A 26193-nucleotide genomic window follows, 5' to 3' on the forward strand; every position below is an offset into this window, starting at 1 on the left:
CATCGCTCACTCCGCATCCGGAGCGGCGATGCGGATGTCGAGCCCCAGATCCAGCGCTCGGGCCGAATGGGTGAGCGCTCCGACGGAGATGACGTCGACACCGGTCTCGGCGATCGCGCGCACGGTGTCGAGGGAGACGCCGCCGGAGGCCTCGACGATCGCCCGCCCGGCGACGATTCCCACGCCGAGGCGGAGGTCGTCCAGCGAGAAGTTGTCGAGCATTATCGTGTCGACGCCCGCGGCGAGCACAGGCTCGATCTGGTCCAGCCGATCGACCTCGACCTCCACGTGGACGGTGTGGGGGAGGGAGGACATCGCGGTGCGCAGCGCCTCGGTGACCGAGGAGCCGTCCGCGGTGAGGACCGCCAGGTGATTGTCTTTGACCATGACCGCGTCGGACAGCGAGTACCGATGGTTGCGGCCGCCGCCGCTCGTGACGGCGTGACGCTCGAGGGGCCTCAGCCCCGGTGTCGTCTTGCGCGTGTCGACGATCCGGGCCCGGGTGTGCGCGACCTCCGCCACGTAGCGAGCGGTGAGGGTCGCGATTCCCGACATCCGCTGCGTCAGGTTCAGGCCGACGCGTTCGGCGGTCAGGATGCCGCGGGCAGGCCCCTCGACGACGGCGAGCACCGATCCCGGGTCGAACACTGCGCCGTCCTCGAGGAGCGCGGTCACCGTGATCCCGGGGTCGGTCAGACGGAAGGCCGACGCGAAGACGCTCAGCCCGCTCGCGACGCCCGCCTCGCGGGCGATCAGCTCGGCCCGGGCGAAGGCGGTCTCGGGGATGAAGGCCGAGCTCGTCAGGTCACCCCACGGCGCGTCTTCGGAGAGGGCTGCTCCGACGACACGGTCGATCGCCGCCGGCGTCAGCATGACGCCGCCTGTGCCATCGACGCAGGTGCCGGGGCATCGGCGCGGACGTGTGCCCCGACCGACGCGCGTCGTGCCCGGGCGGCTGCGACGAGGTGGCCGGCGACGAGGAGCAGGTTGGCATCCTCGTAGTCCGACTCGGTCGTGGGAGGGGCGACCACTGCGCTCCAGGCGCGGAGGACGGCCGCGGCCTCGGCGAGCCCCCGCTCGGTGCGGACGAGTCCCGCGTGCGTCCACATCAGCTCCTGCAGAGCGGCGCGATCGAAGGGCGGGGGCGCGACCACCGCGATCGGGAGCGCCGGCGCGGTGTCGTCCCACGAGGCAGGGGCGGGCGGGGACGGCCAGCCGGACGCGGCGTCGCCCGCGATGGCGTCGCCCGCCCGGGCGCCGAAGACCGCGCCCTCGAGCAGCGAGTTCGACGCCAGCCGGTTCGCGCCGTGGACGCCGGTGCGTGCCACTTCCCCGACCGCGTAGAGGCCGGGGAGCGAGGTGCGGCCGTGGAGATCGGTCACGACGCCTCCCATGAGGTAGTGCGCGGCGGGTGTGACGGGCACGGGCTCTGCAGCCCAGTCCCACCCTCGGCCGCGCACCGCGGCATCGATCGTGGGGAAGCGTCGGGCGAGGAACGCGCGGCGCTCAGCGAGCGTGGGGCGCAGATGCGTCGCATCCAGGCGCACGGGACGCCCGCCCTGCCGGGCCATCCGGTCGGCGATGGCCCCGGCGACGACATCGCGGGGCGCGAGCTCGCCGTCGGGGTGCACGTCGAAGACGAAGCGCCGCCCGGTGTCGTCGATGAGCGTCGCGCCCTCCCCGCGTACGGCCTCGGAGACGAGGAAGGCCTCGCCGCGATCGTCTTCGGGGAGGACAGTGGGGTGGAACTGGAAGAACTCGAGGTCGGCGATCTCGGCGCCGGCGCGCAGGGCCGCGGCGATCCCGTCGCCGGTGGCCACCGAGGGGTTCGTGGAGTGCGCGTAGAGCTCGCCCGCGCCGCCGGTGGCGAGCACCACGACGTCGGCGGCGAGGGCACGTCGTTCGCCGGCGCGGTCCGGCGTTTCGCCGACGAGCAGCTCCACGCCCCGCACCCGACCGGCATCGACCACGAGGTCGATGAGGAACGCGTGCTCGATCACCGTCACCCCGCTCTCGCGGAGGCGCGCGACGAGCGCCTTCTCCACGGCGGTGCCCGTCGCGTCCCCACCGGCGTGGAGGATCCTCGGGTAGGAGTGCGCGGCCTCGAGCCCCTTCACGAGGGTGCCGTCGGGCGCTCGGTCGAACGCGACACCGAGCGCGATGAGGTCGCGGATGCGGGCGGGACCCTCTTCGGCGAGCACGCGGACGGCCTCGGGGTCGCTGAGTCCCGCGCCCGCCGTGAGGGTGTCGCGGATGTGGTCTTCGACGCGGTCGTCGTCGAACATCACCCCGGCGATGCCGCCCTGGGCGTAGCGGGTGTTGGCGTGCTCGAGGACGTCTTTGGTGACGAGGGTGACCGCGCAGCCGCCGCCGACGGCGTGAAGGGCGGCGGTGAGACCGGCGATGCCGCTGCCGACGACGACGGCGTGCACGGGTGACGGGGTGTGGTTCATGAGGGCTTCGCCGCCAGCATCCGCTCGAGTGCAAGCCGCGCGGGGTCGGCGACCTCGGCCGGGACCGTGATGCGGTTCTGCACCTCCCCGCGGACGAGTCCTTCGAGGACCCAGGCGAGGTACCCGGGGTGGATCCGATACATCGTCGAGCACGGGCACACCACGGGGTCGAGGCAGAAGATGGTGTGCTGCGGATGCTCGGCGGCCAGTCGCTGCACGAGGTTGATCTCGGTGCCGATCGCGAACGTCGTCGGCTCGGTCGCGGCCTGGATGGCCTTGCGGATGTAGTCGGTCGAACCGGCCTCGTCGGCGGCGTCGACGACCGCCATCGGGCACTCGGGATGGACGATGACGCGGACGCCGGGGTGCTCGGCACGCGCGCGGTCGATCTGGTCGACCGTGAAGCGACGGTGCACCGAGCAGAACCCGTGCCAGAGGATGACGCGGGCGCCGACGAGCTCGTCGGCGGTGCTGCCGCCCAGCGGCTTCCGCGGGTTCCACATCGGCATCTGCTCGAGCGGCACGCCCATCGCCTTGGCGGTGTTGCGCCCGAGGTGCTGGTCGGGGAAGAACAGCACCCGGCGCCCGCGGGCGAAGGCCCATTCCAGCACGGTGCGCGCGTTGGAGGAGGTGCAGACGATCCCGCCGTGACGGCCGACGAATCCCTTGATCGCCGCGGAGGAGTTCATGTAGGTCACCGGGATGACGGGGACCCGGCCGTCCTCGTCGGGCGTGTCGAGATCGCCGTAGACGTCGGCGAGCTGCTCCCAGCACTCCTCGACCTGGTCGATGTCGGCCATGTCGGCCATCGAGCAGCCTGCGGCGAGGTTCGGCAGGATGACGGCCTGCTCGGGCCGCGAGAGGAGGTCGGCCGTCTCTGCCATGAAATGCACACCGCAGAAGACGATGGCCTCGGCGTGGGGGTGTGCCAGCGCGGCATTGGCGAGCTGAAAGGAGTCGCCGACGTAGTCGGCGTGGGCGATCACCTCTTCGCGCTGGTAGAAGTGGCCGAGGACGACGACCCGGTCGCCGAGGGTGGCCTTGGCGGCCCGGATCCGGTCGGCGAGCTCGGCCTCGGGGGCTTCGCGGTACTCGCGGGGGAGCTCCCCCTGGCGCGGCGCGCCGGTGGGGATCACATCGCCCATCGACGACCCCGGTCCGTAGCCGGGCCGGGCGTCGAAGTCCCAGGGTCCGACGGCGAGGTCGGTCGCGCAGGTCTCGGTCGTGGATCTCCCCGACACGATCGCCTGGATCTCATGATCGACCGAGGGGTCGACGGGCTCGCGGAGCGCGGGGGTGGGAAGCAGGGTGGTCATCGGACACTCGTTTCGGGCGAGCGCGAGAGGGGCCCGCGGTCGGCGAGCTCCACATCGCGGTTGTAGCGATACAGACGGGCGGGGCGGTGACTGCCGGTGCGGAACCGGTCGGTCGGGATGAGGGTGGCGGAGGTGTCCACCTGGCGGCGGAAGTTCGCGGGGTCGAGCTTTCTGTCGAGGATCGCCTCGTAGACCTCGCGGAGTTCGGCGAGGGTGAACTCGTCGGCGAGCAGGCCGTGGGCGATCCGGCTGTAGCCGACCTTGTTGCGCAGGCGCCACAGGGCGTAGTCGACGATCTCGTTGTGGTCGAAGGCGAGACGGGGGAGGTCGGCGGCGTCGAACCAGCCGACGTTCTCGACGTCGGAGACCTCTTCGGGACGAAGGAGCGCCCAGTAGACGATCGACACGACGCGGGTGGGGGAGCGGTCGACCGCGCCGAAGGCGTAGAGCTGTTCGAGGTAGCTGGGGGCGAGCCCCGTGGTCTCGCCGAGGGTGCGGGATGCCGCGGCATCCAGTCCCTCGCAGGCTCCCAGCCAGCCACCGGGAAGCGCCCACAGGCCCTCGAAGGGGTCCCGGGTGCGCTTCACGAGCGGGAGGACGACCGCCGGCGCATCACCGGGTCTCGGGGTGCGCAGGGAGAAGATCACCGTCGACACCGCCACGCGGATGTCCTCGACTTCGGGATCCATGTTCTTGTCATCCTGACTTTAAGGGTGATCCCATCTTATTGTCATCGCGACCTGAAGGCAAATGGGACGTCGTGCGGCCCCGCTTCGGGGATGTCACAGGCGAGCGCCGTACGCTGGTGGCTCCCTGCCGAAGGATGGCCGTGCTGCTCGTCGATCTCTTCCTCATCGTCCTGCTGGTGGTGGCCCTCGTCGTGGGCCTCCAGCGCGGGCTTGTGGCGAGCCTCGGGACCCTTCTCGGGCTCGCCGCCGGCGGCGTCGCGGCGTGGTGGCTGGCCCCCGTCATCAACGATGCATGGCCCTGGCAGGACTGGCGACCGCTCGTGGTCATCGTCGCGTCGTTCCTCCTCCTGGTCCTCGGCGGCACGATCGGCGGGGCGGTGGGGGGTGTGATCCGGCGCGGCGTGGATCGGGTGAAGCTGCGGGTCATCGACCGGCTCCTCGGGGGCGTGGTGAGCGTCGTCGTCGCTGCGCTCGCGCTCTCGCTCGTCGGCCAGAGCGTGGCGAACACCGGAGCGCCGGTCCTCGGACCGGCGGTGGCGTCGTCGCGCGTCATGACGATCATCAACGGGGTGATCCCGGCGCCCGTCTCCCAGACACTGGGGGAGTGGCGCAGCTTCGTCACCGACGACGGGCTGCCGCGCCTCGGGGGCCTTGTCACCCCGGAGGTCACGCCCGGCACGGCGACGCCGATCCCGCAGGAGGATCCCGAACTCGAACTCGCCTCGGCATCCGTTCTCCGCGTGTCGGGCACGGCCTTCGCCTGCGGCACGAGCTCGACGGGATCGGGCTTCGTCGTCGCCCCCGACCGCGTGGTCACCAACGCCCACGTCGTGGCCGGCGTCGACACCCCCGTCGTGCAGCCCAACGGGGGCACGGCCGTCGAGGGGCGCGTGGTGTACTTCGACCCGATCGACGACCTCGCCGTCATCGCCGTCGACGGCCTCGGCGTCGCCCCGCTCGGTCTCAGCGGCCCCCTCACGGCGGGAAGCGCCGCACAGGTGCAGGGCTATCCGCTCGGAGGGCCCTGGACGCCCACCAGGGCGGAAGTGCTCTCGGTGGGCACGGTGCCGGTTCCCGACATCTACGACGACACCGCCAATCCGCGTGAGATCTATCAGCTCTTCGCCGAGGTGCGACCCGGCAACTCCGGTGGGCCGCTCCTGACCGGAGACGGGGAGGTGGCCGGCGTCGTCTTCGCACGGGCCGACGGCGACGACACGCGGGGGTTCGCGATGACGAATGCCGAACTCGAGCCCGTCGCCGCCGGGGCGGCGGGTCTCAGCGACCGGGTCTCCACCGGCGACTGCCTGGGCTGACGCGCGCAGCCGCGAGACTCTGGGCGAATGGCGTCGACGCCGCTATGCTGGCCCCACCGGCCCCGCCGGGTCACAACTTCACACCGGCCCATGACACGGACGGGAGAGCCTCGGCGCCGACGGCGCCGAGCACCGAAGGAGCAAGCCTCCCCGCCAATCTCTCAGGTACCGCGTACCGTCCGTGCCGGCCGACTCTGAAAAAGGATGCCGCCGCTTTCTGCGTCATCCGCCGACGGTGAAAGCCCGGGCATGCCCCGGCGCGAAACTCTCAGGTCCATGACAGAGGGGGAGTTCTTCGACACGGATGCCCGTGTCGACCCGATCCGACCGGGAGAACTCCATGGACGACACAGCGCGGCAGAGCCCTCTGCACGATCGACACGCCCAGCTCGGCGCGTCGTTCACCGATTTCGGCGGCTGGCTGATGCCGGTCCGCTACACCTCCGACCTCGCCGAACATCACGCCGTGCGCACCGCGGCGGGACTCTTCGACATCTCGCACATGGCAGAGATCTGGGTGCAGGGCGGCGACGCCGCGGGCTTCCTCGACGACGCGCTTGCCGGCCGGATCTCCACCATGGCGATCGGGAAGGCCAAGTACTCGCTCGTCCTGGCCGAGGACGGCGGCATCATCGACGACGTCATCGTCTACCGCACCGGAGAGCAGCACTTCCTCGTCGTCGCGAACGCCGGGAACCGTGAGGCGGTCGTCGATGCATTCGCCGAGGGCGCCGATGCCTGGCGCGCAGGCGAGGAATCCCGGATGCGCCCGGCCGAGGGGGGCGAGTTCGGATACGTCGTCGGTGGTTCGGTCCCGAGGATCGAGGACGTCACGGACGAGACGGCGCTCGTCGCCGTGCAGGGCCCGCGGGCCGAGGAGATCATCCGTGCCGTCGTCGGGATGGAGGTCGAGGGTCTCGACGATCTGGGGTATTACGCCTGGCGCCAGGGGACCTTCGATGACATCCCGCTCTTCGTGGCCCGTACGGGGTACACCGGCGAAGACGGCTTCGAGGTGATGGTCCCCGTCGCCGCAGCGGGCGACCTGTGGGACGCGCTCCTGGCAGCCGGCGCGCCGCTCGGCCTCGTGCCTGCCGGCCTCGCCGCCCGCGACACGCTGCGCCTCGAAGCGGGCATGCCGCTCTACGGCCACGAGCTCGGTCGCGGCATCCGCCCCGCCCAGGCAGGGCTCGGCCGCGTGGTCGCGCCCGACAGGGCGAACGCCGTGCGGTCGGACGACAGCGCACCCGTCCTCGTCGGGCTCGTGTCGGAAGGCCGCCGCGCCGGGCGCGCCGGCTACGGCGTCTTCGCCGGCGACGAACGCGTCGGGGACGTCACGAGCGGCGCTCTCAGCCCGACGCTCGGCCACCCCATCGCCATGGCGTACGTCTCGCCCGCGGCATCCGCTCTCGGCACCGAACTGACCATCGACGTGCGGGGCACCCGCATTCCCGCCACCGTGACCGCCCTGCCGTTCTACCGGAGGAAGAAATGACCGACACCAGCGCCCTGAAGTACACCGCCGAGCACGAGTGGATCTCGCTCGACGGGGATGTCGCCACCGTCGGCATCACCGACTACGCCGCCGACAAGCTCGGCGACGTCGTCTTCGTCGACCTGCCCGCCGTGGACTCCGGCGTGAGCGCCGGCCAGGTCTGCGGCGAGATCGAGTCGACCAAGTCGGTGGGGGAGCTCTACGCCCCCGTCGCCGGCGACGTGGTCGCGGTCAACGAGGCGGTCGTCGACGACCCGTCGCTGGTCAACGCCTCGCCGTACGAGGACGGCTGGCTGCTGAAGCTGCGGGTGGACCCCGCCGCGGTGGACGGTCTTCTCGACCGGGCCGCCTACGAAGCCCTCACCGGGGGCGAGTGATGGCGCGGACCTTCGCCGAGCGGCACATCGGCACCGACGCCGCAGCCGAGACCGCGATGCTCGGCGCCCTCGGGTACGACACCGTCGATGAGCTGCTGAGCGCTGCCGTGCCGGCATCCATCCGGGCGACGCCGCGCGCGTCGTCATCGATCCCCGCCGCCGCGAGTGAGACCGAGGCGCTCGCCGAGCTGCGGGCGCTGGCGTCGCAGAACCGGGGGGCTCGTCCGATGATCGGTCTCGGCTACTACGACACGATCACGCCGTCGGTGATCGCGCGCAACGTGCTCGAGAACCCCTCGTGGTACACCGCCTACACGCCGTACCAGCCCGAGATCTCGCAGGGACGCCTCGAGGCTCTCATCAACTTCCAGACGATGGTCTCCGACCTCACGGGGCTCGCGATCGCGAATGCGTCGATGCTCGACGAGTCCACCGCGGTGGTGGAGGGGATGCTGCTGGCACGGCGGGCTTCCAAGAGCAGCGCGAACGTCTTCGCCGTCGACGCCGACGCGCTGCCCCAGACGCGGGCGCTGCTGCACGCGCGGGCCACGGCCGTCGGCATCGAGATCGTCGAGCGCGACTTCGCTCGGGGTGAGACCCTCCCCGACGGCGTGTTCGGCGTGCTGCTGCAGTACCCCGGGGCAACCGGGCGGGTGTGGGATCCCTCCGGGGTCATCGACGCCGTCCACGTCGCCGGTGGTCTCGCGGTCGTCGCCGCCGACCTCCTCGCCCTGACCCTCCTCGCCTCGCCGGGTTCGCTCGGGGCAGACATCGCCGTCGGGACGACGCAGCGCTTCGGTGTACCCCTCGGGTTCGGCGGCCCCCACGCCGGCTTCATGGCCGTGCGCCAGGGCCTCGAGCGCCAGCTGCCCGGGCGCCTCGTCGGTGTCTCGCAGGACGCCGCCGGGCACCCCGCCTACCGCCTGTCGCTGCAGACCCGTGAGCAGCACATCCGGCGTGAGAAGGCGACGTCGAACATCTGCACCGCCCAGGTGCTGCTGGCCGTGATGGCGTCGATGTACGCCGTCTACCACGGCCCCGACGGGCTGCGCGCGATCGCCAACGAGGTGGCGCAGAAGACCGAGGCGCTCGCCGGACGACTGCGCTCGTACGGGCTGAACCTCGTGTCGGACTCGTTCTTCGACACGCTCCGAGTCGTGACGCCGGGCCCCGCGGAGCGGGTCGTCGAGCGCGCCCGGTCGAAGGGGTATCAGCTGTTCTGGGCGGATGACGCCACCGTCGGCGTGTCGGTGGATGAGACCACGACCGCCGCCGACCTCGCCGCGGTCGCGTGGGCGTTCGGTCTTCCCGATACCGAGGCCGACGGTGCGCGCGAGGTGACGTTCGCCGAGGTCTCGGGGCTCCGCGGGGTGCCGGCCGCTCTCCGTCGTGAGGACGCCTATCTGCAGCATCCCGTCTTCTCGCAGCACCGGAGTGAGACGGCGATGATGCGGTACCTGCATCAGCTGGCCGACCGCGACTATGCGCTGGACCGCGGCATGATCCCGCTCGGGTCCTGCACGATGAAGCTCAACGCCGCCACCGAGATGGCCGCCGTGTCGTGGCCGGAGTTCGCCCGCGTGCATCCGTTCGCGCCGGCCGACGACGTGCGCGGCTACGCGGCGCTCATCGAACAGCTGGAGAGCTGGCTGGCCGAGCTCACCGGGTACGACGCGGTCTCGCTGCAGCCCAACGCCGGCTCTCAGGGCGAGCTCGCGGGGCTCCTCGCGATTCGAGGATGGCACCGTGCGAACGGCGACGAGGGGCGCGTGGTGTGCCTCATCCCGTCCTCCGCGCACGGCACGAACGCCGCCTCGGCGGTGCTCGCGGGCATGCGGGTCGTCGTGGTGGCGTGCGACGAGGCCGGCAACGTCGACATCGACGACCTGCGCGCGAAGATCGCCGCGAACGCGGACGCGCTCGCGGCGCTCATGATCACCTACCCCTCGACCCACGGGGTGTACGAGCACGATGTGCTGGAGATCACCCAGGCGGTGCACGACGCGGGCGGTCAGGTGTACATCGACGGGGCGAACCTCAACGCGCTCCTGGGCTACGCGCGCTTCGGCGACCTCGGCGGCGACGTGTCGCACCTCAACCTGCACAAGACATTCGCCATCCCGCACGGCGGGGGCGGACCTGGCGTCGGGCCGGTGGCGGCGAAGGCGCATCTCGCCCCGTATCTGCCGTCGCATCCGTTCTCGCAGTGGGCCGATCACGCCGGCGGCTTCCGGTTCGAGGGAGGTGCGGTGTCGGCGGCGCCGCACGGGTCGGCGGGCATCCTGCCGATCTCGTGGGCCTACGTCCGGATGATGGGGGAGCGGGGCCTCACGCGGGCCACGGCCTCGGCGGTGCTCGCCGCCAACTACATCGCCGCGCGGCTGCGCGATCACTTCCCGGTGCTCTACACCGGCGAGGGCGGACTGGTCGCGCACGAGTGCATCCTGGATCTTCGCCCGCTCCGCGAGGAGACCGGTGTGACGGTCGACGATGTGGCCAAGCGGCTCATCGACTACGGCTTCCACGCCCCGACGATGTCGTTCCCCGTCGCGGGGACCCTCATGGTCGAGCCCACCGAGTCGGAGGATCTCGCCGAGATCGATCGGTTCATCGACGCGATGATCGCGATCCGCGCCGAGGCGGCGCGCGTGGCTTCGGGCGAGTGGCCCGCCGACGACAATCCGCTCGTGAACGCCCCGCACACGGCCGAGTCGATCGTCGACGCCGAGTGGCGGCATCCGTATTCCCGCGAGGAGGCGGTGTACCCCGTCCGCGCACTGGTGCGGACGAAGTACTGGCCGCCGGTGCGTCGCATCGACCAGGCCTACGGCGATCGCAACCTGACCTGCGCCTGCCCGCCGATCGAGGCGTTCGCGTAGCCCGCGCCCGCCCGCGCGGGCTTCCCGCGGGCGCCCCCACGCATCCCACCCGCCGAAACCCACCTCGGCTGTCGAGACCCGCCTCCTCGAGGTCGGTTTCGACGGCCCGGGTGGGTCTCGGTGTTCAGCGTCGGGGACGAAGCGCCCACATCGTCGCCAGGGCGGCTTCGTTTCGGCGCGTCACCGGCCGCAGACCCGCCGCGTGAAGCTTCTGATCGAGCGGTTCCACGAGGTGCGCGTCGTCCCAATCCCACCGCGCCAGGTCATCGAGGCGCCGTCGCAGCCGATCCTCTCGCTTCTTTTCGAGAAGGAGAGCCGCCCGCGCGAGAGCGGGGTCTGCGGGGTACTTTCCGTATCCATCGGACTCGCCGGCGACGTTCTGGTGTCGCCAGAAGAAGTCGCAGCGGTCGACGAACCCCTCGACCGCGAACGTGACCTGCAGCTCGGGCGCCTCGAATCCAAGCCATCCGATCACCGCTCGACTGACGCTTTCGCCCGGCGACTCCGCAACGGGTGTGGCATTCTCGGCCACCCACTGCAGTCGTCGAGCGCCACGCGTGGTGCGCTGGCGGGCGGCGATCTCGTCGACGGCGAGGACCCGACCTTCGGACTCCAGGCGTCGGAGCGCCGCGTCCGCCACGGCCAGCCCGTACGCCGGCGGCAACAGCCGTGCGAGGTCGACGGTGGTGTCGGCGAGCGAGGTCATCGACAGGCCGGCCGAGCCCTCGATGTCGCGATGACCTGTCGCCGAGTGCACGATCACGTCGCCGAACCGACGCGTGTGGCCCGTTTCGTCCAGCAGGTGGATGTGCGCAGGTTCGCCGAACACGGGGAGTCCCAGGAGTGCGGCGGCCGATTCGTGACTGAAGACGACATCCCCGAGGCTCATCGCCGCAGCGTGCACACGCGCGAGGTAGCGGTTCCAGGGCGCGAGCGCCTGCCACTCGGCGAGTCCGGCGTAGACGCCGTGCCGTACCCGGACGAGGGACGGATCATCGCTGGGTCGCCGGCTGATCGCCTCGGCATCGCGAGATGTGAGAAGGATGATCGGGCTCGGGTGGATGAGCGGCATCCCCCCACCATGGTGATCGCGCGCCGCACGCGGTGCTCGGGGGCACCGGATGTGGATGACACGACGTGACGGCCGCCCTGTGCAGGAGGGGTCGAGTGTCGCGCCGACGCGCCGAGGCTGACCCTCCGCGTCGAGACCGACCGCGACACGACCAGTCTCCGCAGCGGTGATCGGTTTCGGTGAGGTGGACGCGGGAGGGCGAGGCGGGGGCGTCAGGGGGTCGCGGTCGGAGTCGGGGTCGCGGTGGGAGAGGGAGAGGGGATGACGGGGGCGAAGACACCGGGGAAGAGGGCGACGGCCAGCGGGTAGCCGATGAACGCGACGATGTCGATCAGGGTGTGGGTGATGACGAGCGGCATCACCCGACCCCAGCGGCGGTAGCACCAGCCGAAGACGACGCCCATCACGAAGTTCCCGACGATCGCGCCGACGCCCTGGTACGCGTGATAAGCGGCGCGGAGGCCCGCGGTGGCGAGGATGATCGCCCACCACGACCAGCCGACCCGCCGCAGGCGGTCGAAGAGGTAGCCGAGGAAGATGACCTCCTCGGTCAAGCCCGCCCGCAGCGCCGCGAGGACGAGGAGCGGGACGGTGTACCACGCGGCGTCCAGCGGGGAGGCGACCACCGCCACGGTCAGCCCGAGCGCGCGGCCGAGGACGTAGAGTCCGAGCCCCGGCACCCCGATGACGAGGCCCAGCAGCACGGCGCGTCCGACATCGCCGCCGAATCGGCGGAAATCCAGGCCGATCTTGGCGAATGCGCTCTTGCCCGGCTCCCACAGCAGGTAGATCACGAGGGCCACCAGCGCCAGGGAGAAGAAGATGTCGAGGAGCTGGTAGACGAGGTCCCAGATCGCGGCGCTATCCCGTGACGGATTCAGCTGGGTCTGCTGGTCGGAGATCCGGCGGTCCTCTTCGAGCGCGCGGATGATCGATCGGACGAAGGAGAGGAGGCTGTAGACCGCGCTCTGTCCGACGGTGATGGCCAGCACGATGCCGATCTCCCACCACGTGCGTGCCCGGGAGGGCGCCGTGGGATTCCTCACATCATCCGGGGGCGTCACGGCGGCCATCTTGTCAGATTGTCACATCACCGACGCTCTGAGTTAAGGCTCTGTAACGTTTTGGGCCACCCTTTTGACCATCCGCAGAGGGCGTGCTTAGGGTTTCGGTATCCGCGCGGCGTAAGGTCCAGGCCTTTTCGCGTGCGCACAACCCTGCACAGGAGGAACAGTGAGAATGAAGCGCTTCTCGATCGCGGTGGGACTCACCGCGGTCGGCGCACTCGTGATCTCGGGCTGCGCCCCGGGCGACGGCGGCGATGCCGGCGACGACTCGGGTCTGGTCGAAGGATCGTCCATCACCGCGGCGTGGAACCAGGCGTTCTACTCGATGAACGGCAACACGTCGTTCGGAAACGCCACCGCCAACAACAACATCAACTACCTGGTGTTGGACGGCTTCAACTACTACAACAACACCCCCGAGCTCGTGCAGAACACCTCGTTCGGCACCTACGAGCTCGTCAGCGAGGATCCGCTGACGGTCACGTACACGGTCAACGAGGGCGTCAACTGGTCCGACGGCACCCCGATCGACGCCGCCGACCTCATGCTCACGTGGGCCGCGCTTTCGCGTGCGCTCGACACCCCCGACTTCGACCCGAACGAGTTCACCGACCCCGAGACCGGTGAGTTCACGGACGCGTTCCCCGAGGACGTCGTCTTCTTCAACTCGGGCGCGACCCAGGGCTCGCGCTTCGGGCTGGTCACTCAGACGCCCGAGATCAGCGAGGACGGCCAGAGCATCACCCTCACGTACGACGCGCCGTACGTCGATTGGGAGCTCGCGTTCGGATCGCTCGGGACCATTCTTCCTGCGCACGTCGTGGCGAAGAACGCCCTCGGACTCGAGGACAACGAGGAGGCCAAGCAGGCCGTTCTCGATGCGATCGACAGCGAGGACGCCGCATCCCTTGCGTCCGTGTCGAGCGCCTGGAACAACATTTTCAACTTCACCGAGATGCCGGAAGACTCCGAGCTCGTCACGGCCAGCGGCCCGTACATCATCAGCGATTTCGTCGCTGACCAGTACGTGACGCTGACGGCCAACCCCGAGTACAGCGGCGATAACGCCGCCAATATCGAGGAGATCACCGTCCGCTTCATCCCCGACCCGCTCGCGGCGGTGCAGGCGCTCGAGAACGGCGAGGTGGACATCATCCAGCCGCAGGCGACCGCCGACATCACCACGGCGCTCGAGGGCATCGAGGGAATCACCGTCGACGCGAGCGTCGGCGGAACCTACGAGCACGTCGATCTGCAGTTCGACCAGGCGCGTAACCCCGAGAACATCTTCGCCAACCCCGACGTCCGAGAGGCCTTCCTCAAGACGATTCCGCGGCAAGAAATCCTTGAGACGCTCATCCGGCCCATCATCGGCGACGAGGCGATCCTCCGTGACTCGCAGATCTTCGTTCCGGGTGCGGATGGTTATGAGGAGGCCGTCGCAGCAAACGGTTCGGACGCCTACAACGACGTCGACATCGAGGGTGCTCGCCAGCTTCTCGAGCAGTCAGGCGTGACGAACACCGAGGTCTGCCTGCTGTACGCATCGAACAACCCGCGTCGCGTCAACGAGTTCGCGCTCATCCAGCAGTCGGCGAACGAGGCCGGTTTCAACGTCACCGATTGTGGCGCTGAGAACTGGAGTGCACTGCTCGGCACCCCCGGCGCCTACGACGCCTCGCTGTTCGGATGGCAGTCGACCAGCCTCGGAGTGACCGACTGGACCGCGAACTTCGTCACCGGCGGTATCAACAACCTGAGCTTCTACTCCAACTCGCGTATCGACGAGATCTCTCAGGAGATCTCGAGCGAGTTCGATCCGGAGGCACAGAAGGAACTGCAGATCGAAGCTGACCGGATCCTCTTCGAGGACGCCTTCGGAGTGACGATCTTCCAGTTCCCTGAGGTCACCGCGATCAGTGATCGTGTGACCAATGTGTCGTCGTCGATCCTGGCCCCCACGGTGTTCTGGAACGCGTGGGACTGGGAAGTCACGGACGCCGACACCGAGGAGTAAGCGAGACCACGGGCTGACTTCGGGCTGATGCCCGAAACCGCACCAGGGTCGGGGGTGCAGATTCCCTCGGGAATCTGCACCCCTCCCGCTTGTTAGACTTCTCCGCGGCAATGACGCGCGCCCGAGCTGCATCCCCCGCTCCTGTGTGCGACGTGCCGACTCATCGATAGGCAGGCAGCCTCATATGGCTTCATTCATCGTCCGGCGGTTGATCGCGTCGATCTTCGTGCTCTTCGCCGCCACCTTCCTGATGTACATTCTGGTCTCCTTGTCGGGAGACCCCCTCGAGGAGCTCCGGACTTCGAGCGCTCCGAACAAGGCCGAGCTCATCGAAGCCCGGACGCAGCTTTTAAACCTCGACGTTCCCGCGCCGCTTCGCTACTTCCTCTGGCTCGGCGGACTCTTCCGCGGTGACCTCGGCATCAGCATCCAGAACCAGTCGGTCAACGCCCTCCTCTCCAACGCACTGACGTCGACGCTGACGCTGGTGACCACGGCGACGGTCGTGGCGATCGTCCTGGGAATCACGGTCGGCATCATCTCGGCGCTCCGCCAGTACACCGGCTTCGACTACACGGTCACCCTCATCGCGTTCCTCTTCTTCTCCCTCCCGATCTTCTGGGTCGCGGTGCTGCTGAAGCAGTACGGTGCGATCCAGCTGAACTCGTGGCTGGCCGATCCGACGATCGCGATACCGGCGATCGTGCTGATATCGCTCATCGCCGGAGTGCTGTGGATGTCGCTGCTCGGCGGCGCATGGAAGCGGCGCCTCATCGTGTTCGGGGTCGCCACCGTCGCGACCGCCGCCGTTCTGACGTACCTGTCGGCCACCCAGTGGTTCGCCGACCCGAGCATCGGCATCGTCGTCTACGCGGCACTGGTCATCGGCATCGCGTTCGGGATGACGGCCATCTCCACCGGGCTTCGCAACCGCAAGGCGCTGTACGCGGCCCTCGCGGTGGCGGTCCTCGGCATCGCCCTGTACTTCCCGATGATGAACTACATCCTCAACGGGATGACGCTGGGCTTCTTCGTGCTGCTCATCGTCCTCACGGTCGTGGTGACCGGCGCCATCGGATGGTTCTTCGGCGCTCCCGACCGTGGCCCCGTGATCCGGACCGCGATCCTCGTCGGCGTGTTCGCCGCCGGGCTCATCGCCCTCGACAAGTACATGTCGTACTGGGAGGCCTACGCCAACTCCAGCCGCATCCGGGGCCGGCCGATCGCGACGGTGGGGGCGTCGACGCCCGGTCTCGGGGGGAACTTCTGGGTGCAGGGCATCGACCTGTACACCCACCTGCTCCTGCCGACGATCGCGATCGTGCTGATCTCCTTCGCCTCGTACACCCGGTACTCCCGGGCGAGCCTTCTCGAGGTGATGAACCAGGACTACATCCGCACCGCGCGGTCGAAGGGTCTGACCGAGCGCACCGTGGTCGTCCGCCACGCCTTCCGCAACGCCCTCATCCCGATCACCACGATCATCGCCTTCGATGTGGGTGCCCTGGTCGGCGGCGCGGTGGTGACGGAGACCATCTTCGGCTGGACCGGGATGGGGCGTCTGTTCGTCGACGCGCTCCGCGTCGCGGACCCCAATCCGATCATGGCGTTCTTCGTCGTCACCGGGACGCTCGCCGTGGTGTTCAACCTCATCGCGGACCTCGTCTATGCCGCGCTCGACCCGAGAATCAAGGTGGGCTGATGAGCACCGTCACACAAGGACCCGACAACCGCGAGGCCGAGGCGACCGCGGAGATCTCCATCGAGCAGCGCGAGACCGAGGGTCTCAGCCAGGGCCAGATCGTCCGGCGCCGGTTCTTCCGGCACCGCGCGGCCGTCACCTCGATGATCGTGCTGGCCTTCATCGTCGTGCTGTCGTTCACCTCGGTGGGCATCGAGATCGGCAGTCTCCGCATCCCGGGATGGTGGCAGTACGACTGGCGAGAGATCCCGGCCGTGGAGAACCGCGGTGCGCCCACGCTCAGTCTCATCCCCGAGTTCCTCGGCGGTGCCGGCATCGCGTTCGGCAATCACCCGTTCGGGCAGGATGAGGTCGGCCGCGACACCTTCGCGGTGGTCATGCGCGGTGCGCAGCAGTCGCTGATGGTGATGGTCATCGCCGGTGTCGTGGCGACCATCATCGGCGTCGTGATCGGCGCGGTGGCCGGCTACTACCGCAAGTGGGCCGACTCGGTCCTGATGCGCTTCACCGACATCATCATCACGATCCCCCTCATCGTCATCGGAGCGGTGCTCGGAAACGCGCTCGGCAACCTCGGAGCGGCTGTCCTCGGCGTCGTCATCGGGCTGTTCGCGTGGACGACGCTGGCCCGCCTCGTGCGAGGGGAGTTCCTGACCCTTCGCGAGCGCGAGTTCGTCGATGCCGCCCGGGTGTCGGGTGCGCGCGATCGACGGATCATCTTCCGCCACATCCTCCCCAACGCCGTCGGCGTCATCGTCGTCAATGCGACACTCCTCATGGCGGGGGCGATCCTCCTCGAGTCGGCGCTGAGCTTCCTCGGCTTCGGCGTCGTGTCACCCGACACCTCGCTCGGCAAGATCGTCTCCGACAACCAAGCGGCGTTCTCCACGCGTCCGTGGTTGTTCTGGTGGCCCGGTATCTTCATCATCGCGATCGCCCTGTGCGTGAACTTCATCGGCGACGGACTGCGCGACGCGTTCGACCCCCGCCAGAAGAAGATGCCGAGCGAGCGGGCCATGGCCCGGGCCGCGCGCGCGAAGGGACCGGCGGCGCCGATCCTCGACCGTGTCGACCCGCAGGGGCCCGCCTCGGTCACGGTCGCGGGCGAAGCGGTGTACACCGGCGACGTCGAGAACTACCACGATCCCCGCCCCGAAGAGCCCGGCGATGCCGGTCACGGCCGGTTCGATCCGGAGCGCTGAGATGGCGCTTCTACAGCGCGAGCCCGAGGATGGTCGCCGCGCCGCTGATCGCGAGCGCGGCGATCGTGCCCACGTGCGAGGTGACCTTCTCGGCCTCGGGGTCCTCCCCGGGGGCGAGGAGGCCCTGGGCGCGAAGCGCCTCCCACTGGCCGCGGATGAGCTGCGCGAGGTTGCCGGTCGGCGTGGTGACGGCGTCGCTCGGGCGGAGCGAGCCGAACTCGCCGCGCGCGCTATCGCCGACGCCGTCGAAGTCCTTCTCGGCCAGTCCGAGCACGCGGTGCCGTCCCGGCGCGGGCGCCGCCCACACCGACACCTTGCCGCGACCGGTCCGCAGCGTCAGCGCGAAGCGCGTGTCGATGTCGCGGATCGCCGGCCACGGCACGAAGTGGGTGCGAAGGACGTTGACGGCCGTCACCCCGTGCGGCTCGACCTTCAGGCGAGGACGCCAGAACAGGGTCCACGCCAGCACCGAGACGAACACCAGGGGCCACGAGTAACGCAGCCCCGACCCCGGGTCATCCACCCACAGCGCGATGATTCCCCCCGCGCACAACACCACGGTCACGACAGCGAGGATGCGGCCGAACACCGGCCTGTAGTCGACCTCCTGGAACGCCATGACCTCAAGCTTCTCAGATGGGATGCCACCGCATGACTGACACCACCGCCAACACCGGCGCTCCCGAGACGATCCTCGAGGTCGACGGCCTGAACGTCGACTTCTGGGTGGACGGGGAGTTCTACCCCGCCGCCGTCGACATGAACTACGTCGTCCGCCGTGGCGAGGTCCTCGCCATCGTGGGCGAGTCCGGCTCGGGGAAGTCGACCAGCTCCATGTCGCTCCTGGGCCTGCTTCCCGAGAACGCCCGGGTCACCGGGTCGATCAAGCTCCTCGGCCGCGAGCTGCGGGGCGTCGACCAGGCGACCATCCGGTCCCTTCGCGGCAACGAGATCGCGGTGATCTTCCAAGAGCCGATGACGGCGCTGAATCCCGTGTACACGGTCGGCTTCCAGATCGTCGAGGCGCTCCGCTCCCATGACCGCTCCCTCTCGCCGTCGGCCGCGAAGGAGCGCGCGATCGAGCTGCTGCGCCTCGTGGAGATGCCCAATCCCGAGCAGTCCTTCCACAAGTACCCCCATCAGCTCTCCGGCGGTCAGCGCCAGCGCGCCATGATCGCCCAGTCGATCTCGTGCGACCCGCTTCTGCTCATCGCCGACGAGCCGACCACGGCGCTGGACGTCACGGTGCAGGCCGAGATCCTCGACCTTCTCCGCAACCTCCACAAGCGCCTGGACTCGGCGATCATCCTCATCACCCATGACATGGGGGTCGTGGCGGACCTCGCCGACCGCATCATGGTGATGAAGAACGGTATCGTGGTGGAGGCCGGCTCGGTGGACGCCATCTTCCACAAGCCGCAGCATCCCTACACCCAGCAGCTGCTGGCCTCGGTGCCCCACCTCGGCCTGGGCGTTCTGGAGCCGATCGACGAGTCGGCGTCCGACGAAGTGGTCAGCGAGACCTCCGCGGTGCCGACGATCGCGTCGATCCGCGAGCACGCCAACGCCCAGCAGGTCACCGAGACCCGGGAACCGGTGCTGTCGTTCGAGGATGTCGCGATCGAATACCCCAAGCGCGGACGGATCCCCGCGTTCCGGGCGGCTGAGCACATCGATCTGAAGATCTACCCCGGCGAGATCATGGGTCTCGTGGGGGAGTCGGGCTCGGGGAAGACCACGATCGGCCGGGCCGCCATCGGACTCATCCCGATCGCGGAGGGCACGCTCACCACGGTCGGCACCGACATCTCGAACGCCTCGCAGAAGGACCTCTTCGCCATTCGTCGCCGGACCGGCATCGTCTTCCAGGACCCTGCGTCGTCGCTGAACCCCCGCATGCCGATCGGTCAGTCGATCGGGGAGCCGATCCTCCTCGCCGGCGAAGCCAAGGGCAAGGACCTCGATCGCCGGGTCGAAGACCTCCTCGACCAGGTCGAGCTGCCCCGTTCCTACCGCAACCGCTTCCCGCACGAGCTGTCGGGGGGTCAGCGTCAGCGCGTCGGTATCGCCCGGGCCCTGGCCCTGGCCCCCGAGCTGCTCGTCGCCGACGAGCCGACCTCGGCCCTGGACGTCTCGGTGCAGGCGCGGTTCCTCGACCTCCTTCAGGAGCTGCAGCAGGAACTGCAGTTCGCGTGCTTGTTCATCAGCCACGACCTGGCCGTCGTCGACATCCTCGCCCACCGCATCAGCGTGATGCACCTGGGCAAGCTCGTCGAGACCGGGACGCGCGACGAGATCCTCCGCGGTGCGCAGGACCCCTACACCCAGCGCCTCATTGCCGCCGTCCCCGTCCCCGATCCCGACGCGCAGCGCGAGCGCCGTGAGGCGCGCGCGGCGCTCCTCGGCCATTAGTTGATTTTGTTCTTCGCAATGTGTGCAAGCTTTACTTGATTCTCGACTCGTTTCATAATCGTGGTTGAGGTGGATCGGCGAACGGCCCGCAACATTAGAGGGCGTTTAAGATGCTTGACCAAGATACGGGGCGGTCGTAGAGTTCCAAAATGATCAAGAAAAGAAGGACCACAGGGTTACTTTCGATTGCTGCCTCTGTTGGCATTGCGCTCGGTTTATTGGTTCCTGCTACTGCAGCACACGCCGGGCCTTGGGGACCGGTCGTGCAGGTTTTTTGCCCGTCAGGGCAAATCGCTCAGGTCAAGTTCACTGTTACCGGTTCAAGAGCCATCGTTGGATATGGCCGCACTTCTTCGCAGGCTTCTGCTGGTAACTACATTTATGTTGATCCCGGTCAGACCCGATACATAAATCTTGGTGCCAATATCGGCTATTATCAAAAGTGGAACGACCCCGGCTCGGAGGTTTTGTCCGCGACCAAAATGTGCGTCGGATGGTCTTAGTAGAGGGACTAAGCGTTCTCTAAATTCTTGAATTCCCCGCGCCTGCGCGGCCCCTGAACGGGCCGCGCAGGCGCGGGCGGTAGGATGGGACCGCCCGATTCCGGGCTCTCCCCACAGCTTCAAGGATTCCCTCATGGCGCGCGCCCTCCGTCCCGACCTCCGCAACGTCGCGATCGTCGCGCACGTCGACCACGGCAAGACCACCCTGGTGGACGCGATGCTGCGGCAGACCGGGTCGTTCGGCGAACACGCCCACGTCGAAGAGCGTGCGATGGACTCCAACGACCTGGAGCGCGAGAAGGGGATCACGATCCTCGCCAAGAACACCGCGATCACCTACAACGGCGCGCACACCGACGTGCCGGTCACGATCAACGTCATCGACACCCCGGGTCACGCCGACTTCGGCGGCGAGGTCGAGCGGGGCCTGTCGATGGTGGACGGCGTGGTGCTGCTCGTCGACGCCAGCGAAGGCCCGCTTCCCCAGACCCGCTTCGTACTCCGAAAGGCGCTCGAGGCCAAGCTCCCCGTCATCCTGCTGGTCAACAAGACCGACCGCCCCGACGCGCGCATCGCCGAGGTCGAGGAGGAGGCGCACGACCTGCTGCTCGGTCTCGCCTCCGACCTGCAGGACGACGTGCCCGACCTCGACGTCGACGCTCTGCTCGACGTGCCGGTCGTCTACGCGTCCGGCCGTGCCGGAGCGGCATCGCGCACCCGCCCCGCCAACGGCGACCTGCCCGACAATGGCGACCTCGAGCCGCTGTTCGAGGCCATCCTCCAGCACGTGCCGGCACCGTCCTACGATGACGAGGCCCCGCTCCAGGCCTGGGTCACGAACCTCGACTCCAGCCCCTTCCTCGGGCGCCTCGCACTGCTCCGCGTCTTCAACGGCACGCTGAAGAAGGGGCAGACCGTGGCATGGGTGCGCCACGACGGGTCGCACTCCACGGCGCGCATCACCGAGCTGCTGAAGACCCGCGCGCTCGAGCGCTACCCCGCCGAAGAGGCGGGCCCGGGCGACATCGTCGCCATCGCTGGTTTCGAGGACATCACCATCGGCGAGACCATCGCCGACCCCGAGGACGTCCGGCCGCTTCCGGCCATCACCGTGGACGACCCCGCGATCTCGATGACCATCGGGACGAACACCTCACCCCTGGTCGGAAAGGTCAAGGGGCACAAGGTCACCGCCCGCATGGTGAAGGACCGCCTCGACCGCGAGCTCATCGGCAACGTCTCGCTGAAGGTCGTCGACATCGGGCGTCCTGACGCCTGGGAGGTTCAGGGCCGTGGCGAGCTGGCCCTGGCGATCCTCGTGGAGAACATGCGCCGCGAAGGCTTCGAGCTCACCGTGGGCAAGCCCCAGGTCGTCACGCGCAAGGGGGAGGACGGCAAGGTCAAAGAGCCCTTCGAGCACCTCACGATCGACGCCCCCGAGGAGTACCTGGGCGCCATCACCCAGCTCCTCGCCGCGCGCAAGGGCCGCATGGAGACCATGGTCAACCATGGCACCGGCTGGGTCCGGATGGAGTTCATCGTGCCCTCGCGCGGCCTCATCGGCTTCCGCACCGAGTTCCTCTCCGTCACGCGCGGCACCGGCATCGCCAACGCCATCTCCCACGGCTACGACGACTGGGCCGGTCACATCCAGTCCCGCCAGAACGGGTCGATCGTGGCCGACCGTGCGGGGGTCGTGACCCCGTTCGCGATGATGGCTCTGCAGGAGCGCATGAGCTTCTTCGTCCAGCCCACCGAAGAGGTGTACGAGGGGATGGTCGTCGGCGAGAACACCCGCGCCGACGACATGGACGTCAACATCACCAAGGAGAAGAAGCTCACCAACATGCGCTCGTCGACGGCTGACGAGCTCGAGCGGCTGACCCCGCCGCGTCAGCTCTCGCTCGAGGAGAGCCTGGAGTTCGCCCGCGAGGACGAGTGCGTGGAGGTGACGCCCGAGAAGGTGCGCATCCGCAAGGTGGTCCTGGATGCGACCGAACGCGGCCGTGCCGCATCACGTCTGAAGCGCCAGGACGCGAACGCCTGATCCGGGCGCGAGCCGCGATCGGCTCAGCGTGCCTCCGAGACGAGGACGGCGGATGTCGCGGGCACGAGTGCCTCGAACACGTGCGGCGCATCGCCGGCGTAGGTGAGGAAGTCCCCGGGCTCGAGGGTCACCGGGTCGTCCTCGGGGCCGACCACCGCGCGTCCTGAGACGAGGACGACGTACTCGACGGTGCCGCGGGGGTGGGGAGCCGATCGGCGCGCGCCTCCCGGCTCTGCGCGGATCACATACAGATCCCGACGCGCGCCCGGCGGGCAGGCGGACAGCAGGGCCGCCGCATAGGGCGCGAGGGCGGAGGGGACCGCCGGCATCTGGCTCGCGCGGACGAGGCGGGTGACCGGGGCGGGGTCGTCGACGAAGACCGAGAAGGGGATGCCGAGAGCCGTGGCGATCGCCCACAGCGTTTCGACGCTGGGGTTGCCGGCTCCTCCCTCGAGCTGCGACACCGTCGCCTTGGAGATGCCCGCACGCCGAGCCAGTTCCGAGACCGAGAGGCCGGCGCCCTCCCGCTCGCGGCGGACAGAGGTGGCGATCCGAGGGCCGAGCGACTCCATGCGTTCAGTATGGCAAACAATCGTTCGCTTGACTGACGGGTTCTCGTCCTCCAGGATGAGTCCGGATCTCCATCCGGAGCGTCCGTCACCGGAGAGGACCTCGTGATGAACGAGCACGCCGACGCCCGTCAGGCCTGGCGGGACGCCCTCGGCGTCGCACTCGCCACCAGCGCCTACGGGGTGTCGTTCGGCGCGCTCTCGGTGGCCGCTGGGCTGGACGTGTGGCAGACCTGTGTGCTCAGCCTGCTGATGTTCACGGGCGGCTCGCAGTTCGCCTTCGTCGGCATCATTGGAGCAGGGGGAGTCGCAGCCGCTCCCGCCGCGATCGCGTCGGCCGCGCTGCTGGGCGTGCGCAACATCGCGTACGGCATGCGGATGTCGGCGATCGTGGGCCCCGGCGCCGTGAAGCGACTCGCGGCCGCCCACGTCACCATCGACGAGTCCACCGCCGTCTCGCTCGCGCGCGGCACCTCTCGCGGACGAACGATCGGGTTCTGGGTGACGGGTGTGGGCATCTACCTCGGGTGGAACCTGTCCACCCTGGCCGGGGCGCTCCTCGGCGATGTCCTGGGCGACCCGCGCGCGTGGGGGCTCGACGCCGCAGCGGCCGCCGCCTTCCTCGCCCTGCTGTGGCCGCGCCTGCGTGAACGCCAGGCGATCGCGACCGGCATCGCGGCGGCCGTCGTCGCCACCGTCCTGACCCCGACGCTCATGCCGGGGGTGCCGGTTCTGGTCGCGGCCCTCGTCGCCGTCATCATCGGCTGGGGGAATCTCCTCGGCCCTGCCCCGATCGCCGCGGCACCGAAGGCGGGTGGGTCGTGACGCTGTGGACGGCCGTCCTCGCCTCCTCGATCATCTGCGTGGCGCTGAAGGCGATCGGCTACCTCATTCCGCCCAGGGTGCTTGAGGCGCCCCGCCCGGCTCGCATCGCCGACCTCCTCACCGTGGCGCTGCTGGCGGCGCTCGTGGCCGTGCAGACCCTCGGCGCCGGGCAGGCGATCGTCATCGACGCCCGGGTGCCGGCAGTGCTCGTGGCGGGTGGGCTCCTCGTGCTCCGTGCCCCCTTCCTCGTGGTGGTGGCAGCCGCCGCCCTCACCGCCGCACTCCTGCGGTGGGCCGGCTGGGCGGCCTGACCGGCGGCGGCGTCGCGGCAGCGCTTAGGCTGGTCTGATGCGCACGTCGATCCTCGCCCGCATCCTCACCGGGATCGTCGCGGTGGTGATCGGCGGCGCCTACGGACTGGCGGGAACCATCGCCCACCCGTTCACGCTGGGAGTCCTGCCCGTGGGCCTCGTGCTGGCGATCGTGGGATCCACGGCGCTCCTCGTCGCCATCCGTCTTCTCACCGGGGATCGATGGGCGACGCTGGCGGCGGGCCTCGGGATGCTGCTGGCCACCCTCGTCTTCTCCGGCGAAGGCCCGGGTGGAAGCGTCATCGTCCCGCAGACGAGTCTCGGGATCATCTGGACCTTCTCCGTACCGCTCGTCGTCGCCGTCGTCGTCGCGTGGCCCGAACGGATGTCCCCGGCGGCGAAGCCGGTGCGGTCGGAGACCATAGACTGAACTCGTGACGTATGTGATCGCCCTCCCGTGCGTCGATGTCAAGGATCGCGCCTGCATCGACGAGTGCCCGGTCGACTGCATCTACGAGGGTGAACGCTCGTTGTACATCCACCCCGACGAGTGCGTGGACTGCGGCGCGTGCGAGCCCGTCTGCCCGGTCGAGGCGATCTATTACGAGGACGACCTCCCCGAGGAGTGGTCGGACTACTACACGGCGAACGTGGAGTTCTTCTCCGATGTGGGCTCGCCCGGTGGTGCTGCCAAGGTCGGCGTCATCGCCAAGGACCACCCGATCATCGCCGCCCTTCCGCCCCAGGAACACTGACCGTGGGGGTCGCCGACCTCGCCGACTACCCCTGGGATGCCGTCCGGCCGTTCGCGGTCAGGGCTCAGCAGCATCCCGACGGCATCGTCGACCTCTCCGTCGGCTCACCGGTGGACCCCACTCCGGACGTCGTCGCCTCGGCCCTGCGTGACTCCACCGACGCGCATGCCTACCCGCAGACGGCGGGAACGCCCGCACTGCGTACCGCGATCGCCCAGTGGTACGCGCGGCGTCGCGGGGTCTCGGGCCTCACCGATGACGAGGTGCTGCCGACCGTCGGGTCGAAGGAGTTCGTCGCCCTCCTTCCCCTCCTCATGGGTCTCGGGCCCGGCGATGTCGTGGTGCACCCGCGCGCGGCGTACCCGACCTACGAGGTCGGTGCGCGGCTGGTGGGCGCGACCCCGCTCGCCTCGGACGACCCGGCCGAGTGGCCCGACGCGGCGCGCCTGGTGTGGCTGAACTCGCCCGGCAACCCCGACGGCGCGGTGCAGGACGTCGCGGCTCTCCGTGAGGCGCGGGAGCGCGCACGCTCCCTGGGTGCCGTCCTCGCCTCGGACGAGTGCTACGCCGAACTCGGCTGGGACGCCCCGTGGGACGCGACCCCGATTCCGTCGGTGCTCGACCCGCGCGTCACCGACGGTGACCGACGCGGCGTGCTGTCGGTGTATTCGCTCAGCAAGCAGTCGAATCTCGCCGGATATCGGGCGGCCTTCGCCGCCGGCGACGCGGTGCTCCTCGCCGGCATCCACACCGCCCGCAAGCACCTCGGTCTCATCCCACCGGCACCCGTGCAGGCCGCGATGATCGCCGCGCTCGGTGACGACCGTCATGTGGACGAACAGCGCGAGCGGTATCGGCGGCGTCGCGCCATCCTGCATCCCGCCCTGGTCGATGCCGGGTTCCGCATCGACCGCAGCGAGGCCGGGCTGTACCTGTGGGCGACCGAGGGGCGCGACGCCTGGGACAGCCTGGCGGACCTCGCCGACCTCGGCATCCTCGTCGGGCCCGGCACGTTCTATGGACCCCACCACCCGCAGCACATCCGGCTGTCGCTCACCGCGTCGGACGAGCGGATCGAGACCGCCGCCGCACGGCTGCGCGCGCGGAGGATCGTCTGATTCCTCCAGCCGATTCCGTCGGGCTTTGGCGATGACAACAGTTGGCGCCGCGGCCCGATAGGCTGTAG

The 26193-nt window shown here is 69.3% G+C and carries 23 protein-coding genes and 1 riboswitch; of the genes, 15 read left to right on the forward strand and 8 right to left on the reverse strand.

The features are described from left to right. Positions 1 to 6: 6 nt before the first annotated feature. From nadC to T9R20_RS07460, 4 genes are read right to left on the reverse strand one after another with little or no spacing between them, the layout of a single operon-like run. Positions 7 to 873 carry a carboxylating nicotinate-nucleotide diphosphorylase gene (nadC, locus tag T9R20_RS07445; RefSeq protein WP_322411887.1) on the reverse strand — a complete coding sequence of 289 codons (867 nt, stop codon included), beginning with the start codon at positions 871 to 873 and terminating at the stop codon, positions 7 to 9. Continuing rightward, complete coding sequence (gene nadB, locus T9R20_RS07450) at positions 867 to 2453, reverse strand: L-aspartate oxidase (RefSeq protein WP_322411888.1); 1587 nt, start codon at positions 2451 to 2453, stop codon at positions 867 to 869. Before nadB ends, nadC begins: the two co-directional genes overlap by 7 nt. Beyond that, on the reverse strand, positions 2450 to 3769 hold the full coding sequence (gene nadA / locus T9R20_RS07455) for a quinolinate synthase NadA (protein ID WP_322411889.1): 1320 nt from the start codon (positions 3767 to 3769) through the stop codon (positions 2450 to 2452). The genes nadB and nadA overlap by 4 nt, the downstream gene beginning before the upstream one ends. Further along, positions 3766 to 4458 carry an NUDIX hydrolase gene (locus tag T9R20_RS07460; RefSeq protein WP_322411890.1) on the reverse strand — a complete coding sequence of 231 codons (693 nt, stop codon included), beginning with the start codon at positions 4456 to 4458 and terminating at the stop codon, positions 3766 to 3768. The genes nadA and T9R20_RS07460 overlap by 4 nt, the downstream gene beginning before the upstream one ends. A gap of 134 nt (positions 4459 to 4592) precedes the next feature. On the opposite strand from T9R20_RS07460, the gene T9R20_RS07465 reads away from it, so the two are divergent. From T9R20_RS07465 to gcvP, 4 genes are all read left to right on the forward strand, one after another. Beyond that, positions 4593 to 5774, forward strand: coding sequence for a MarP family serine protease (locus T9R20_RS07465; protein ID WP_322411891.1), 1182 nt, complete (start codon positions 4593 to 4595; stop codon positions 5772 to 5774). A 90-nt stretch (positions 5775 to 5864) separates the two neighbouring features. Beyond that, positions 5865 to 5962, forward strand: a riboswitch (glycine riboswitch). A 152-nt stretch (positions 5963 to 6114) separates the two neighbouring features. After that, positions 6115 to 7269 carry a glycine cleavage system aminomethyltransferase GcvT gene (locus tag T9R20_RS07470; RefSeq protein ID WP_322411892.1) on the forward strand — a complete coding sequence of 385 codons (1155 nt, stop codon included), beginning with the start codon at positions 6115 to 6117 and terminating at the stop codon, positions 7267 to 7269. Beyond that, positions 7266 to 7646, forward strand: coding sequence for a glycine cleavage system protein GcvH (gcvH, locus tag T9R20_RS07475; protein ID WP_322411893.1), 381 nt, complete (start codon positions 7266 to 7268; stop codon positions 7644 to 7646). The genes T9R20_RS07470 and gcvH overlap by 4 nt, the downstream gene beginning before the upstream one ends. Then, positions 7646 to 10525 (forward strand): aminomethyl-transferring glycine dehydrogenase, encoded by a 2880-nt coding sequence (gcvP, locus tag T9R20_RS07480; protein ID WP_322411894.1) that lies wholly within the window; start codon positions 7646 to 7648, stop codon positions 10523 to 10525. Before gcvH ends, gcvP begins: the two co-directional genes overlap by 1 nt. Before the next feature lie 124 nt (positions 10526 to 10649). On the opposite strand, the gene T9R20_RS07485 is transcribed toward gcvP, so the two are convergent. Next, positions 10650 to 11597: a hypothetical protein gene (locus T9R20_RS07485; RefSeq protein ID WP_322411895.1), complete on the reverse strand. Its 948-nt coding sequence runs from the start codon at positions 11595 to 11597 to the stop codon at positions 10650 to 10652. A 212-nt stretch (positions 11598 to 11809) separates the two neighbouring features. Then, entirely contained in the window at positions 11810 to 12670 is an 861-nt protein-coding gene (locus tag T9R20_RS07490; RefSeq protein ID WP_416182959.1) for a CPBP family intramembrane glutamic endopeptidase, read from the reverse strand. 166 nt (positions 12671 to 12836) lie between these two features. Here T9R20_RS07490 and T9R20_RS07495 point away from each other — a divergent pair, with 166 nt between their 5' ends. The 3 genes from T9R20_RS07495 to T9R20_RS07505 all read left to right on the forward strand — a co-directional run bounded on the left by T9R20_RS07495 (position 12837) and on the right by T9R20_RS07505 (position 17585). Next, positions 12837 to 14681, forward strand: a complete 1845-nt coding sequence (locus T9R20_RS07495; protein ID WP_322411897.1) for an ABC transporter family substrate-binding protein — start codon at positions 12837 to 12839, stop codon at positions 14679 to 14681. 184 nt (positions 14682 to 14865) lie between these two features. After that, entirely contained in the window at positions 14866 to 16383 is a 1518-nt protein-coding gene (locus T9R20_RS07500; protein ID WP_322411898.1) for an ABC transporter permease, read from the forward strand. Beyond that, the gene (locus T9R20_RS07505; protein WP_322411899.1) at positions 16383 to 17585 is read left to right on the forward strand and encodes an ABC transporter permease; all 1203 of its coding nucleotides are present in this window, start codon (positions 16383 to 16385) and stop codon (positions 17583 to 17585) included. The genes T9R20_RS07500 and T9R20_RS07505 overlap by 1 nt, the downstream gene beginning before the upstream one ends. A 10-nt stretch (positions 17586 to 17595) precedes the next feature. Here the strand turns inward: T9R20_RS07505 and T9R20_RS07510 are convergent, their stop codons facing one another. Further along, complete coding sequence (locus tag T9R20_RS07510; RefSeq protein WP_322411900.1) at positions 17596 to 18204, reverse strand: PH domain-containing protein; 609 nt, start codon at positions 18202 to 18204, stop codon at positions 17596 to 17598. Positions 18205 to 18236: 32 nt separating this feature from the next. On the opposite strand from T9R20_RS07510, the gene T9R20_RS07515 reads away from it, so the two are divergent. The 3 genes from T9R20_RS07515 (at position 18237) to typA (ending at position 22547) form a co-directional block, all read left to right on the forward strand. Next, the gene (locus tag T9R20_RS07515; protein ID WP_322411901.1) at positions 18237 to 19997 is read left to right on the forward strand and encodes an ABC transporter ATP-binding protein; all 1761 of its coding nucleotides are present in this window, start codon (positions 18237 to 18239) and stop codon (positions 19995 to 19997) included. A gap of 149 nt (positions 19998 to 20146) precedes the next feature. After that, complete coding sequence (locus T9R20_RS07520; protein ID WP_322411902.1) at positions 20147 to 20500, forward strand: hypothetical protein; 354 nt, start codon at positions 20147 to 20149, stop codon at positions 20498 to 20500. Positions 20501 to 20633: 133 nt separating this feature from the next. Next, positions 20634 to 22547 (forward strand): translational GTPase TypA, encoded by a 1914-nt coding sequence (gene typA, locus T9R20_RS07525; protein WP_322411903.1) that lies wholly within the window; start codon positions 20634 to 20636, stop codon positions 22545 to 22547. 23 nt (positions 22548 to 22570) lie between these two features. Here the strand turns inward: typA and T9R20_RS07530 are convergent, their stop codons facing one another. Next, entirely contained in the window at positions 22571 to 23119 is a 549-nt protein-coding gene (locus T9R20_RS07530; protein ID WP_322411904.1) for an XRE family transcriptional regulator, read from the reverse strand. A 105-nt stretch (positions 23120 to 23224) separates the two neighbouring features. Here T9R20_RS07530 and T9R20_RS07535 point away from each other — a divergent pair, with 105 nt between their 5' ends. From T9R20_RS07535 to dapC, 5 genes are read left to right on the forward strand one after another with little or no spacing between them, the layout of a single operon-like run. Then, positions 23225 to 23941, forward strand: a complete 717-nt coding sequence (locus tag T9R20_RS07535; RefSeq protein WP_322411905.1) for an AzlC family ABC transporter permease — start codon at positions 23225 to 23227, stop codon at positions 23939 to 23941. Further along, positions 23938 to 24252 carry an AzlD domain-containing protein gene (locus T9R20_RS07540; RefSeq protein ID WP_322411906.1) on the forward strand — a complete coding sequence of 105 codons (315 nt, stop codon included), beginning with the start codon at positions 23938 to 23940 and terminating at the stop codon, positions 24250 to 24252. Before T9R20_RS07535 ends, T9R20_RS07540 begins: the two co-directional genes overlap by 4 nt. A 37-nt stretch (positions 24253 to 24289) precedes the next feature. Beyond that, positions 24290 to 24682 carry a histidinol dehydrogenase gene (locus T9R20_RS07545; protein ID WP_322411907.1) on the forward strand — a complete coding sequence of 131 codons (393 nt, stop codon included), beginning with the start codon at positions 24290 to 24292 and terminating at the stop codon, positions 24680 to 24682. A gap of 4 nt (positions 24683 to 24686) precedes the next feature. Continuing rightward, positions 24687 to 25007: a ferredoxin gene (gene fdxA / locus T9R20_RS07550; RefSeq protein WP_322411908.1), complete on the forward strand. Its 321-nt coding sequence runs from the start codon at positions 24687 to 24689 to the stop codon at positions 25005 to 25007. A 2-nt stretch (positions 25008 to 25009) separates the two neighbouring features. Further along, complete coding sequence (gene dapC / locus T9R20_RS07555) at positions 25010 to 26125, forward strand: succinyldiaminopimelate transaminase (RefSeq protein WP_322411909.1); 1116 nt, start codon at positions 25010 to 25012, stop codon at positions 26123 to 26125. Positions 26126 to 26193: the final 68 nt, after the last annotated feature.

The sequence above is a fragment of the Microbacterium invictum genome, assembly GCF_034421375.1.
Taxonomy (GTDB): Bacteria; Actinomycetota; Actinomycetes; order Actinomycetales; family Microbacteriaceae; genus Microbacterium; species Microbacterium invictum_A.

Excerpts from the sequence above, each read along its gene's own strand:
- nadC (WP_322411887.1), bottom strand. The coding sequence starts at position 873 with ATGCTGACGCCGGCGGCGATCGACCGTGTCGTCGGAGCAGCCCTCTCC.
- nadB (WP_322411888.1), bottom strand. The coding sequence starts at position 2,453 with ATGAACCACACCCCGTCACCCGTGCACGCCGTCGTCGTCGGCAGCGGC.
- nadA (WP_322411889.1), bottom strand. The coding sequence starts at position 3,769 with ATGACCACCCTGCTTCCCACCCCCGCGCTCCGCGAGCCCGTCGACCCC.
- T9R20_RS07460 (WP_322411890.1), bottom strand. The coding sequence starts at position 4,458 with ATGGATCCCGAAGTCGAGGACATCCGCGTGGCGGTGTCGACGGTGATC.
- T9R20_RS07465 (WP_322411891.1), top strand. The coding sequence starts at position 4,593 with ATGGCCGTGCTGCTCGTCGATCTCTTCCTCATCGTCCTGCTGGTGGTG.
- T9R20_RS07470 (WP_322411892.1), top strand. The coding sequence starts at position 6,115 with ATGGACGACACAGCGCGGCAGAGCCCTCTGCACGATCGACACGCCCAG.
- gcvH (WP_322411893.1), top strand. The coding sequence starts at position 7,266 with ATGACCGACACCAGCGCCCTGAAGTACACCGCCGAGCACGAGTGGATC.
- gcvP (WP_322411894.1), top strand. The coding sequence starts at position 7,646 with ATGGCGCGGACCTTCGCCGAGCGGCACATCGGCACCGACGCCGCAGCC.
- T9R20_RS07485 (WP_322411895.1), bottom strand. The coding sequence starts at position 11,597 with ATGCCGCTCATCCACCCGAGCCCGATCATCCTTCTCACATCTCGCGAT.
- T9R20_RS07490 (WP_416182959.1), bottom strand. The coding sequence starts at position 12,670 with ATGGCCGCCGTGACGCCCCCGGATGATGTGAGGAATCCCACGGCGCCC.
- T9R20_RS07495 (WP_322411897.1), top strand. The coding sequence starts at position 12,837 with ATGAAGCGCTTCTCGATCGCGGTGGGACTCACCGCGGTCGGCGCACTC.
- T9R20_RS07500 (WP_322411898.1), top strand. The coding sequence starts at position 14,866 with ATGGCTTCATTCATCGTCCGGCGGTTGATCGCGTCGATCTTCGTGCTC.
- T9R20_RS07505 (WP_322411899.1), top strand. The coding sequence starts at position 16,383 with ATGAGCACCGTCACACAAGGACCCGACAACCGCGAGGCCGAGGCGACC.
- T9R20_RS07510 (WP_322411900.1), bottom strand. The coding sequence starts at position 18,204 with ATGGCGTTCCAGGAGGTCGACTACAGGCCGGTGTTCGGCCGCATCCTC.
- T9R20_RS07515 (WP_322411901.1), top strand. The coding sequence starts at position 18,237 with ATGACTGACACCACCGCCAACACCGGCGCTCCCGAGACGATCCTCGAG.
- T9R20_RS07520 (WP_322411902.1), top strand. The coding sequence starts at position 20,147 with ATGATCAAGAAAAGAAGGACCACAGGGTTACTTTCGATTGCTGCCTCT.
- typA (WP_322411903.1), top strand. The coding sequence starts at position 20,634 with ATGGCGCGCGCCCTCCGTCCCGACCTCCGCAACGTCGCGATCGTCGCG.
- T9R20_RS07530 (WP_322411904.1), bottom strand. The coding sequence starts at position 23,119 with ATGGAGTCGCTCGGCCCTCGGATCGCCACCTCTGTCCGCCGCGAGCGG.
- T9R20_RS07535 (WP_322411905.1), top strand. The coding sequence starts at position 23,225 with ATGAACGAGCACGCCGACGCCCGTCAGGCCTGGCGGGACGCCCTCGGC.
- T9R20_RS07545 (WP_322411907.1), top strand. The coding sequence starts at position 24,290 with ATGCGCACGTCGATCCTCGCCCGCATCCTCACCGGGATCGTCGCGGTG.